This window comes from Cocleimonas sp. KMM 6892, assembly GCF_035798195.1.
GTDB lineage: Bacteria > Pseudomonadota > Gammaproteobacteria > Thiotrichales > Thiotrichaceae > Cocleimonas > Cocleimonas flava.
In genome coordinates this window covers 26,977-38,308 of the sequence record NZ_JAPFBV010000011.1, presented here as the reverse complement: position 1 = coordinate 38,308, position 11,332 = coordinate 26,977, and the positions used below count along the sequence as shown (strand labels likewise).

General features: G+C 41.4%; 12 protein-coding genes. 6 read left to right on the top strand and 6 right to left on the bottom strand.

Going from position 1 to position 11,332, the window contains the following annotated elements; all coding sequences use genetic code 11:
• Positions 1-85: 85 nt before the first annotated feature.
• Together OO007_RS19950 and OO007_RS19945 are read left to right on the top strand one after the other, a co-directional pair.
• Positions 86-487 (top strand): OsmC family protein, encoded by a 402-nt coding sequence (locus tag OO007_RS19950; RefSeq protein ID WP_325810148.1) that lies wholly within the window; start codon positions 86-88, stop codon positions 485-487.
• 42 nt (positions 488-529) lie between these two features.
• A complete protein-coding gene (locus OO007_RS19945) occupies positions 530-997 on the top strand; it encodes a hypothetical protein (RefSeq protein WP_325810147.1) in 468 nt (155 codons plus the stop codon).
• A gap of 61 nt (positions 998-1,058) precedes the next feature.
• Here OO007_RS19945 and OO007_RS19940 read toward each other — a convergent pair whose 3' ends face one another.
• Together OO007_RS19940 and OO007_RS19935 are read right to left on the bottom strand one after the other, a co-directional pair.
• On the bottom strand, positions 1,059-1,592 hold the full coding sequence (locus OO007_RS19940; RefSeq protein WP_325810146.1) for a YaeQ family protein: 534 nt from the start codon (positions 1,590-1,592) through the stop codon (positions 1,059-1,061).
• 116 nt (positions 1,593-1,708) lie between these two features.
• On the bottom strand, positions 1,709-2,137 hold the full coding sequence (locus OO007_RS19935; protein ID WP_325810145.1) for a MarR family winged helix-turn-helix transcriptional regulator: 429 nt from the start codon (positions 2,135-2,137) through the stop codon (positions 1,709-1,711).
• Positions 2,138-2,242: 105 nt separating this feature from the next.
• On the opposite strand from OO007_RS19935, the gene OO007_RS19930 reads away from it, so the two are divergent.
• The 3 genes from OO007_RS19930 to OO007_RS19920 all read left to right on the top strand — a co-directional run bounded on the left by OO007_RS19930 (position 2,243) and on the right by OO007_RS19920 (position 4,593).
• Positions 2,243-2,755, top strand: a complete 513-nt coding sequence (locus OO007_RS19930; protein ID WP_325810144.1) for a DUF2798 domain-containing protein — start codon at positions 2,243-2,245, stop codon at positions 2,753-2,755.
• 34 nt (positions 2,756-2,789) lie between these two features.
• Positions 2,790-3,590 carry a siderophore-interacting protein gene (locus OO007_RS19925; RefSeq protein ID WP_325810143.1) on the top strand — a complete coding sequence of 267 codons (801 nt, stop codon included), beginning with the start codon at positions 2,790-2,792 and terminating at the stop codon, positions 3,588-3,590.
• Positions 3,591-3,738: 148 nt separating this feature from the next.
• Positions 3,739-4,593, top strand: a complete 855-nt coding sequence (locus OO007_RS19920; protein WP_325810142.1) for an SDR family oxidoreductase — start codon at positions 3,739-3,741, stop codon at positions 4,591-4,593.
• 206 nt (positions 4,594-4,799) lie between these two features.
• On the opposite strand, the gene OO007_RS19915 is transcribed toward OO007_RS19920, so the two are convergent.
• Together OO007_RS19915 and OO007_RS19910 are read right to left on the bottom strand one after the other, a co-directional pair.
• Positions 4,800-5,411, bottom strand: a complete 612-nt coding sequence (locus OO007_RS19915; protein WP_131906334.1) for a fumarylacetoacetate hydrolase family protein — start codon at positions 5,409-5,411, stop codon at positions 4,800-4,802.
• Positions 5,412-5,671: 260 nt separating this feature from the next.
• Positions 5,672-7,339 (bottom strand): hypothetical protein, encoded by a 1,668-nt coding sequence (locus tag OO007_RS19910; RefSeq protein ID WP_325810141.1) that lies wholly within the window; start codon positions 7,337-7,339, stop codon positions 5,672-5,674.
• Positions 7,340-7,833: 494 nt separating this feature from the next.
• On the opposite strand from OO007_RS19910, the gene OO007_RS19905 reads away from it, so the two are divergent.
• A complete protein-coding gene (locus tag OO007_RS19905; RefSeq protein ID WP_325810140.1) occupies positions 7,834-8,379 on the top strand; it encodes a hypothetical protein in 546 nt (181 codons plus the stop codon).
• 152 nt (positions 8,380-8,531) lie between these two features.
• Here the strand turns inward: OO007_RS19905 and OO007_RS19900 are convergent, their stop codons facing one another.
• Both OO007_RS19900 and OO007_RS19895 read right to left on the bottom strand, forming a co-directional pair.
• A complete protein-coding gene (locus OO007_RS19900; RefSeq protein ID WP_325810139.1) occupies positions 8,532-9,866 on the bottom strand; it encodes a DUF3754 domain-containing protein in 1,335 nt (444 codons plus the stop codon).
• 44 nt (positions 9,867-9,910) lie between these two features.
• Positions 9,911-11,191 carry a replication-associated recombination protein A gene (locus OO007_RS19895; RefSeq protein ID WP_325810171.1) on the bottom strand — a complete coding sequence of 427 codons (1,281 nt, stop codon included), beginning with the start codon at positions 11,189-11,191 and terminating at the stop codon, positions 9,911-9,913.
• Between the last annotated feature and the right edge of the window lie 141 nt (positions 11,192-11,332).

Sequence of the window (11,332 nt, the reverse complement as noted above, 5' to 3'; positions counted from 1 at the left end):
TAATTACAGAAACAATCAAACAACTGAAAATACGTCTAATTTCTACTAAGCTTTCAACAATTACTACAAGCATAAGAGGCGAGAGATGAAATCTGAAGCATTTGTAGAAAGTACCGACAAACGTTATACACAAACAATAACAACGGGTAATCATACCCTGATTGCCGATGAGCCCACGGAGCTGGGTGGGGATGACAAAGGACCTGCGCCTTTCGATTATTTATTGTCTGCGCTGGGCAGTTGTACTTCTATCACGTTAAGTATGTATGCCGAACGCAAGAATATTCAACTCGATGTAATCACCGTTCGTTTAACCTATATTCCGCCTAATGAAATAGACGGCAGTAGTTCACGTATTATTCGTAAGATTCATTTAGAAGGTGATTTTACCGATGAGCAAGAACACCGCATGCTGGAAATTGCGGACCGTTGCCCGATTCATAAAACATTGCGATCGAATGTCGATATCATGAGTAGTTTTGAGTGATTCATGATCTAATACGATTATACATACATTCGAGAATTTTCAATGAAAGCAGGCTATTTAGCGATAGAAGCTCCACCAAAAGGTACGAACGATTCGGGGTTGGTAAAGTTATTAAGTTGGGATCAGTTACCTGATGCCGCTGATCCAAATCAGGACGATACGAATCAGGCAAACTACCCTGAAAATGTCCATTATGTGGCACGATTCAACGATATTCTGGCGGCTGGCATGCACTTCCATAACGGCTTACGTCGCCAACTGGTCGATATCAATGAAAAAACTTATCGAGCTGAATTAACCCACGCCATAGCGGTGATAGAAGCTGAAAGTGATTTACGCCATGAGCGTATCTGGATGGACCCGGCAATTGATCAGAATGATTTAGAAGCGATCAATCAGGACGCTGACAAGATTCGCTCAAAGAAAAAGAAAATCAATTTAGCGATTAAAATTTTAGGTTTTATCGCAATTGCTATACTGATTTTCAACGCTATCGCACCGATGCTCTAGCACATAATTATTTAGAGTCTAAAAAAACAAGGTATTATTAATATTCAAACACTAACAGCGATTATTTATCAAAATAGTTGCTGATAGTAACGGTATAGGATTGTTCATCATTGCTTAATAGCAACTCACCATCCTGGATATTGCACTGTAATTCCATATTGCGTTTAACCAGATTTTCTACACCTTCTGCTTCGATATGCATTACGCTTAAGTTTTTATATCGAGCAAGCTTTGCATTGATCTGATTCCACCAGATATCAGATTTCTGACTGTTATAGGTATGCACAATCACCTGATCTGATCTGCCACAGGCTTTACGAATTCGCTTCTCATCCAGCTGACCGAAATCAATCCAGAGCTCGATATCACCCGTCAGTGACTTCTGCCAAATCTCAGGTTCATCATCGACACACAAGCCTTTGGTAAACGTCAGCTCTTCATTTGCATTTAATGCATAGGCAATGATTCGTACCATAAAGCGAAAATCAGTCTCTGACGGGTGTTGCGCGGCAGTAAGCTCGTGACTTTGATAATAATGCCGATCCATATCTGCAATATTGAGTAATACTTTATTGATGGTGGCGCTGATTGCCATACAGGTGTCCTGAGCGATTGTGAATAATGAGAAATCGAGATTAAAACACACCCCCCTACTTTGAGGCACTTTTTTCTGGGTTCTATTTATCGAAGTTCTAGTTATCGAAGTTCTAGTTATCTGTCTTCAAGATTTTTCGACATTAATGCGCTAATACGCTGAAACTCTGAGAGCTCTTCTTCGGAGAGGTTCTTCGTCATCATCTGCATTGTATTAGCATCGATTTTTGCAATTTCGTCGACTAACGCATTCCCCGATTCTGTCACACATAGATAGTGACTGCGTTTGTCGTTAGGGTTGGGTTCTTTGCTTATCAGATCCTTTTCGATCAGTGTATTCACCAAGCGCGTTACCTGTGCTTTATCGCGCCTTAGAAAACTGGCGATATCTATCGCCGTACACGGTTTCTTGCGATCGATAATTTTCATCACCCTAATATGCATCGGTGTGAGATTTACATTGAGTTGTTCTGCTTGTTCAAATAGTTGCCGTTTTAAGGCATGAACCAGGTGAAAAAGACTTTCTAATGATTTTCGATCAGACATTCATTCACTTCCAAAAAAGAATTATAGTTGACATTGTCAATTACATTGCTATATAGTTGCTATTATCAACTATATTTAGAATTATTACAAGATTGGAAAACAAACATGAATTCACAAGTAAAAGTTATTAGTCTTGAAGAAGACAATGTAGAAGGCAATGAAACATACAATGAAAAAAACAAATTGATCTACAAGGTACTACTCGTTTTAGGAATGATGAGCATCATAGGTGGCTTATTAACCGGAGTGATGACTTATATGAATGTTGGATATTCCGATACGTTTATGACGAATTGGCGAAATGCCTTGTTTACAGCTTATGCAGTGATGCCAATAGGCTTCGTATTGATGGGATTGTTCACCAAGCTTATTAATCAACTCCTCCCTAACACTGGCGTGCACACACGTAACCTAATTGTAGGTGGACTCATGGCTTTAATTATGGAGTCATTATTAGCGTTCAGCACAGCCGTCAACGTTAATGGCTTTACAAATCACAGTGATCTGTTTACGGGTTGGTTAGAAGGTTTCTTGGCTGCTTTACCTTTAGGTCTCACGCTAATGATCATTACATCAATGACAATAAAACCAAAAATTGAGCGTTTCCTTAAAAGCTAAAATTAATGAATCCAGTAAACATACAGGACAAAACATGAACATTATCGATAGAGTTAAAAATGCCAAAAACCGTCGTGTACCCAGAACACTACAGGTAAAGTCAGCCAATAATCTGACACCCAATATGCGCCGGGTAACATTACATGGCGATGCGCTGGCTAGTTTCCCCAAAGATTCGGAAGGTGCTTATATCAAGCTTCTTTTTAATCAGGCAGGTAAAGAAAAACCAGTCATGAGAACCTACACAGTTGCAGAACAACGATCTGATCAGAATGAAATCGATGTGGATTTTATGCTGCACAATAGCCTCGACAACAATACTAATCATGGTATTGCTGCACCCTGGTCGTTAGGCACAGCCGTTGGCGATGAAATCTCAATCGCAGGCCCGGGGCCAGCCAAATTCATCAATACGGATGCAGAGTACTTTTTACTAGCAGGCGATATGACGGCACTTCCTGCACTGACAACGAATCTAAAACGATTACCGGAAAACGCCAAAGGTCAGGTATTTATTGAAGTGTTGTCGGAGTCGGACATACAGAACCTGATTAAACCCGAAGGTATTGAGCTACAGTGGGTAATCAATGACAACCCCGGCTCAGATGCCTCACAGCTGTTTCATGCCATTGAGAAAGACCTGAGGCAAACGCAAGGTCTATCCACATGGGTTGCCTGCGAATTTAAGACGATGAAAAAAATCAGACAATACCTCAGAGAAGAATGCACTATTGAAAGATCACATCTGTATGTTTCCAGTTACTGGAAAAAAGGCAATACCGAAGAGGAGCACAAAAAGGCAAAACAAACTGATGCCGATCAAGCAAACGCTTAGTTTTAAAACCTCAGGTGTTTGTGGCGAGTATTATTTGTCACAGTCATTATTTGTAGCAATCATTATTTACTACAGTCATAACAAACGTTAGTAACACTTTTTAATAGCATTAAGCTTACAAATTAACCTATAGCAATAGGAAGAAAATATGAAAATCGCAGTAACCGCAGCAAGCGGACATTTAGGAAAAGAAATTGTTAAGGCATTACTCGCTGTAGTCCCCAAAGATGATGTCATCGGTTTGGCTCGCACACCTGATAAAGCGAAGGACTTGGGTATTGAAGTGCGACCTGGCGACTACAATGACCCTGACGCCTTGGAAACATCACTAGAATCGGTAGATACTTTATTATTAGTCTCTGGCATGGATGATCCGGATAAACGTATCCAGCAGCATCGAAATGTGATTAATGCCGCCAAGAAAAGTGGCGTGAAGAAGTTTGTCTATACCAGCGTTCAAGGCGCTGAAGAAGGCACGGCTTTTTCTCCGGTGATTCAAAGTAATCGACAGACCGAGCAGGATATTATCGACAGCGGACTGGATTGGGTCATCGGCCGTAATGGCATATACATAGAGCCTGATATTGAATATATCGAAGCGTATAAAAAAGCGGGAGTGATTGCCAACTGTGCGGCTGATGGCAAATGTGGTTACACCACACGCCCAGAACTCGCATACGCCTATGCAAAAATGCTCACCGAAGATAAGCACAATGCGCAGATCTATAACTTACATGGTGAAGCTATTACACAAAGCCAACTTGCGGAATACCTGAACGCTGCATTTGGCACGGATTTGCGTTATGAAGCGATGTCTGTCGAAGCATTCCGTGAAGATAGAGTGGCTGAATTGGGTGAATTTTTAGGTACTGTTATCGCTGGGATTTATCAAGGGATTCGCGAAGGTAAGTCGGATAATCCGAGTCAATATCATGAAGCAGCAGGTAGAGACCACCAGAGTTGGGCGGCTTATTTCGCCGCGCTTAAATCCAAGGCGCATTGATACTAAGCACTGTAATACTAAGCACTTCAATAAAAGACGCTTTAATACATGGAAACAGCCAAGTTTAAAGCGATTAGGAGCCTGACTAAAATAGCATAGTCACCCCCCTACTTTGAGGCTGTTTTTTCTGTTGATGAAAAAACAGCCTTCCAGGAAAACACGAAATTTATTATTGAGTTACAGTCATTATTTAACTTTAAAACGACTTATTGTACCTGCCATTCAACGTCTACAAGTAAGTCATCATTCTCAAAGATCTTACCCACAAACACATCACCCTTATTCACCACACCCACGCCTTTAGGCGTACCGGTCATGATAATGTCGTTATCGGCAATAGTCATGAATTTGGACACTTCTTCCAGTATTTCGCTGGGCTTATAAAGCATAAGCGGGGTACCGCCATATTGAATTAACTCACCGTTGATAAACAATTCAAGACGCAACGCGTGTATGTCGCCATCGAACGGTTTGAAATCACTGAGCACCGCTGAATTATCAAAGGCTTTGGCTCGCTCCCACGGCAATCCTTTACCTTTCAGATTTGACTGGACTTCTCTTTTGGTTAAATCCAGGCCGAAACCTACCGCAGTCAGTTGCTTATCATGCACTAAAAAACTGATCTCAGCTTCGTAATGGATGGCGTCTGTTTCGTGAGTAACGATTTCATGTGAAATTGCTGAGTTCGGTTTAAGAAAAATTACTGGCTCATCAGGCATTGCATTATCCAACTCCTGAATATGCTCCACATAATTTCTGCCAATACAGATTATCTTAGACGGAGTTATGTCTTTACCATCGCAACTAATTGTTTTCATTTATTTAATCCCCGCATTTACTGATGCTGCGCTATATTTGCACTTTATTAACGTATGATTATCCGATGATTTGTAACTCACTTTCAAGTCTCCCGGACGGTCATGAGTATAGACAAAAAATTAATTTAAGCGTTAAAAAAGCTCTGAAGAATTAATATTCATTCAGAGCTTTTTTGTACTGATGATCTGTACTACTGATTTGTACTAATGATTTCTAGTACCATCAATTGGCGTAAGTGAAAATGCCTGTAGCAATACTTCTAAAAGACAGTGCCTGTTCTATAGTAAAACTTATCTTTATTTCGGCTTGAGCGACCTAAGACGTTAAACGTTGAACCATCTGGGTCTTTTGCATATCCATGACAGCTGAACTCCATACGCTTTTGTGGCGTAACTCCAACGGTTGCAGCAGCTCTGACATTACAACTTTTCATGTCCTGACGCATGGTGAAGGCATTAATTGCGGTTAACCCAAGGGCTCTATCTTTTTGCACTAATTTCGATAATTTCCAGTAACCATTACCCGTAATAGCAGAAATCCCTTTCTCATCACCGGTTGTATGTACCGCATAAATATCGCCTGTTCCACATTCGGTGATCAGTGACAGGTTTTCTGAATAGGCTAAACCTCTCGGCCATTGAGAAGGTTTTTGGGTGGATGATTCATTGATGAGTTTTAATGAAGAAGGACGACCATTAGACGTTTCTAGAATATAAAACTGATTATAGCGTGGTCTATTATCTTGTCCGCCAGGGCCAGTAGTGACGACAAGATGACGATCATCAGCCAATTTCACAATACCCAGACCACCGCCAAAATTCGCCTTTTCAATCGGCAAACTAAATTCAAGGTCTTGATTCTGGCTATTGATATCCATGAAATGAAGGCGTTTGCCTAAACCATACACCAGGTATTTACCGATAATATGCACACCACTCGGATGTCTACCCTTGGTACGGTGCAACGTCGACAAATACTTTGTGCCATTACCCGATTGTTTTACAACAAAGATGCCGCCGCGTTTTTTATGACTATGGCTTCCGGCATAAGGGTAAAGTGATGAATTAGTGCGCACAAAACCTTGAACGTGCGTATCTGGAATACCTAAAGCATGCGCAGGATCACCGTCAAAAATATCCAGCGGTCTTAAGTTTTGCGGTGGGTATTTTTGTGGCCAGGTAAATGACCATGGCTTGGTTTGCCATCTGATTTGATTCGCTGCGGCGCGCTTGAATTGCTGTTGTACGTTGGCTGCACACATATTACAGTTAGGTTGTCCAACTCTACAGTTGGTGTCGCCTTTGCTTAAGCTCCTTCTTCTATCGCGTCGATTGTCGCGATCTTTGTATTTATTAAAATAGCCGTTATTGCTGGTGGTTTTTTGTACTTGCGTATTACGCGCCGAATCACTCGGACCGAATACTAAACCATCATTATCAGATTGGTTTGAACGTTGTGTGTTGCCGTAAATAACCGTATTGGTATGTCTGGTGGTATTGCTATTTATTCGGGTACCTAGAGAACCTGCACCGTGTCGATGCGCGTACCCTTGAGCAGGTAATGGATGAGTATGTTGTCTGCCATCATGAAAGTGCGATGCACTAGAACCAGAGCTAATCACTGTTGTTGACTGATTACCACTGCTTGAAAAGTCATAGTAATCGGGCTTAGGTGGTTTAGCCGTTGATTGAGAAGGCTGAGTACTTCCGTAAACAATTGTGCCAGTGCGCCTTACAACATTTGATGTCGCCTGCCCGGTTGCGCCTCCATGTCTGTGTGCCAAGCCTTCTGCGGGTAAAACGTGACTGTGTTGTCTGCCATCGTGCGTATGACTGACTGCAGCAGGTCCGGCAAAGCTTACTGTTGCCGTTGTTGTAGCTGCTAGCATGGCTATCGCTTTAATTGAGTTTAAAAAAAACACTCTCATGGTGACTCCCCTGTTTTCAATAATGTTTTCAATAATATTTTAAATAATGTCTTAAATAATCGTTGATTGTATAGATTGATTTTCTGAAACACAGACATTTTACATACAATGGCTATTCACTGAATATTCAATGCCTTGTGTCTATTTTCTGATAATTAATTTAGTGAGCCATCATACCCAAACCCATTCGCTAAATAACCCACTATTCGATATGAAAGAAATTTAGTACAATTTCACTCACATCATTTACGAATATAAATTCACTGATAAAGTCAGATTAACGTTAATTATAAAATCATGCTTGTTAAACTATCTGTCTGATAAAAAGCGTAAATAGTTCACTGTTTCATTGACAACAATGCCTTAAGATACGCATACATTAATTTTATAGTCGTTTTAAATTAGCTTTAGATTATGGTTTATTTGAGTAAAACGTAAACCCTAAACATTGATCTCTTTCACCACATTTACCCATTAGTTACGAGGAACTCCTTATGAATGATAATGCCAATAACCCCTACACGCCGCCAGAGTCTGACGTTAATAACAATTTAGTAGCGCGCAGCTCAATACCTAAAGTCATTGGAATTATTTCAATCATATTAGGCGCATTAGGTTTAATTTTTGGTTTGTTTGGGCTGGCTTCTTTGATGTTTGCTTCGGGAGCATTAGATGCACTTTCTCAAGGTGGAGGAATGATGGGCATGAGTAAAACCTATCTTCTGGGCACGACAGCGTTATCTGTTTTAACCTCCATCTGGGCAATCTGGATTGGCTTTAAACTTCTCAAGTATTTTGATATTGGTCGCCAACACTTTAATTATTATACTATTTTTACCATCATCGTGAGCATCTTCACTTTCTTTTATACCAAAAGCATGATGGATGAAATGTTTGCAGAAATGAGTCCAGAAATGGCAAACGCCGCTGGTGGCATGTCTGCAATCTCTTCACTGGGAGCATTTATTGCTCCGATAATTCTGATCATTGTGGCGTTATTATTGAATCAGCAGAATGTAAAAGATTGCTTGAGTAAATAACTCATAGACTAATCAAGAAAACAACCAGGTTCATCACTCAACCAACAAGCAGATACAAATGATAGCCACCCCCCTACTTATAGGCACTTTTTAAAAAAGTGCCTATAAGTAGGGGGGTGGCTTTATTATTTAATCTAATCTGGATTAGCAAACTAGAAATCGGGAGATGCAGAAGCCAGGCTTTCTGTTGCCGAATACAAGTCAAACCAATGAGATTCCAGTTTTGCGCCCGTTTCCTCAACATTAATAGCGCTATATCGATTCCCATTTTGTACGACCAACTCATCTTTTTTTAATTTGGACAACGCATCAGTGACTTCAAAGTTAATCGAAATAGTAAAGTGTTCCCGTAAAAACGCTTCAGACAATGTTTTAATCTGCGCCATATCCAGATCTGTTTCCGTTGCATTCAATAAAATGTAATACGCGAGAATCGCCTCTTTCACATCTTCATCCAGGGCCTGATCGAGCAAAGTCGCAATCACCCCGACATTGATATCCAGACTATGCGTATACAGACTGCGCGAAAGCACCATTTTATAATGATTCTGCTGGTTGAGTATGCTACTCACCTGACGCCCTAATACGCCACCAAAACCCACTACTGCGATCAGAATGGTCAATGGCTTAACCGCTAACGCCAGTTTAGACAAGAACGCCATTACGCCGCCAACAGTGCCAGCACCACCGGCTGCCGTCAGTTTAATTTTATCTAATAGTGTAAAACGCAAGGTGGAATTGGGAAACAACATCTCAAGATCGGAGCACGGTATATCCCGAAACTGACGCATAAAGATGTAATCATCGGAGCTTTTATTTTGCATCAAGCGTTTGTGTCGGCGCAGATACAGCCATTGGTTAAAACGGTTTTTACCCTTATCGATTAAGAGCTGTTTTAATTCTTTCTCACCGCGGAAACGAAATACCATCGTCAAGCGACTGTAGATTGGGATATCTACATCTATTTCTTTTAGAAACAGGGTTCGCCAATGCCTTTGTTTGACTCTCACCAGTGATTTTCCGCGGGTATAAATTAATACCTGTTGATAATCGTCGAGCTCTACGCCAATCGATAAGCCACGTGACATTTCTATGTTAAGCGCTTCATTTATATCAACTTCGTCTAACTCATCATAATTCGCTTTTTGTAATAAGGCGGATACTTCTCTGAACAATTTTTTCTGTAAACAACGCTTCTCGCTATCGGTCCATGAATGATTTGAGACCACATCCCTATCCGGATTAAAGGGACGATAAGCATTTTTTAGTGAGAGATAGTGACGGTGATAACGCGCATGATAAATCGTTTGCAATACTTCGGTGAAGGTATGTAAGTGACGCACAGAGTGCTTACTTAAATTATCACTTTCTCGTGCGCAACTAATGATTTTTTTGAGTAACTCTCGTCGGGAAACCGGGATAAAGGTTTGGTCAGCAGAATCTGTATCGTTTAATAAATTATCATGGAGTAAATTATTGCTGAGCATAGAGGTCGTTTTAGTCTTCGCTTATATGGAGTGATGAATCTGTATTATTTTTTATTCGCGTTTTTTGCACGTGCAAGTCGATCCTGTTCGCGTAAGTGATTGAGCTTTTCACCAATTTTAATTTCCAGACCTCTGGGCACAGGTTCATAGTATATCTGCTCTCCCATTTCTTCAGGAAAGTAGTATTCACCGGCAGCATACGCGCCCTCTTCGGTGTGCGCATAGCGATAGTCTTTACCGAAATCCAGATCTTTCATTAAAGTGGTTGGTGCATTGCGCAGATGCATTGGTACATCCAGCGACCCGGATTCACGCGCCGCTTTCATCGCCGTATTATAAGCATTATAAACGGCGTTACTTTTAGGCGCAGAAGCCAAATAAACCAGCGCATGGGCAATTGCTAATTCACCCTCTGGGCTTCCCAGTCTTTCGTAGGTTTTCCAGGCATTTAAAGCCAATTCTAAACCCCGAGGATCAGCATTACCGATATCTTCACTGGCCATGCGTACCACGCGTCTGGCGATGTAAAGTGGATCACAACCGCCATCGATCATCCGACAAAACCAGTAAAGAGTGGCATCCGGATTACTGCCACGCATTGATTTGTGTAAGGCGGAGATTTGTTCGTAAAAAAGATCGCCACCTTTGTCAAAACGACGCACGCCTTCACTGGCAATTTCTTCGATCGTGGCTTGAGTGATCTTTCCGTTATCGGCCAAATCCGTGGCAATCTCCAGCCAATTTAAACCACGACGAGCATCACCATCGGCAGCCTTGGCGAGAAAGTCTAAAGCTTCTGGATCGATTTTCAGTTTTTTCTCGCCTAGTCCTCTTTCAGAATCATCAATCGCTGATTGTAATATGGCTTTGATGTCATCTTCGCTAAGCGAACGCAACACATAGGTACGCACACGTGATAACAAAGCGTTGTTTAATTCAAACGAGGGGTTTTCGGTGGTTGCGCCAATAAAACTAAAGGTGCCATCTTCAACATGCGGTAAAAACGCATCTTGTTGCGACTTGTTAAAGCGATGTACCTCATCGACAAATAACACGGTCGCGCGTCCGTCCAGTTCATGGCTTTGTTTTGCCAATTTAACCGCTTCGCGAATATCCTTAACACCGGAAAGTACCGCGGACATGGTAATGAATTCAGCACCACTGTAGCGGGCAATCAAACGGGCAAGCGTTGTTTTGCCTGTTCCGGGAGGCCCCCAGAATAGCATCGAATGCAATCGATCCTGTTCTATCGCTGCACGTAGTTGTTTACCCTCACCCAGAATATGTTGCTGCCCAGTATATTCTTCGAGCGTTCTTGGGCGCATACGCTCGGCTAACGGTTTATGCTCGACGTGGTTATTTATTTGATTTTGATTTGGCTTATTCACAGTCGAATTGTATCACTCAAACAAATACGCGTATAACGATAACATCTATGCAGTGAACTGATTTGTCAGTGAAAACTA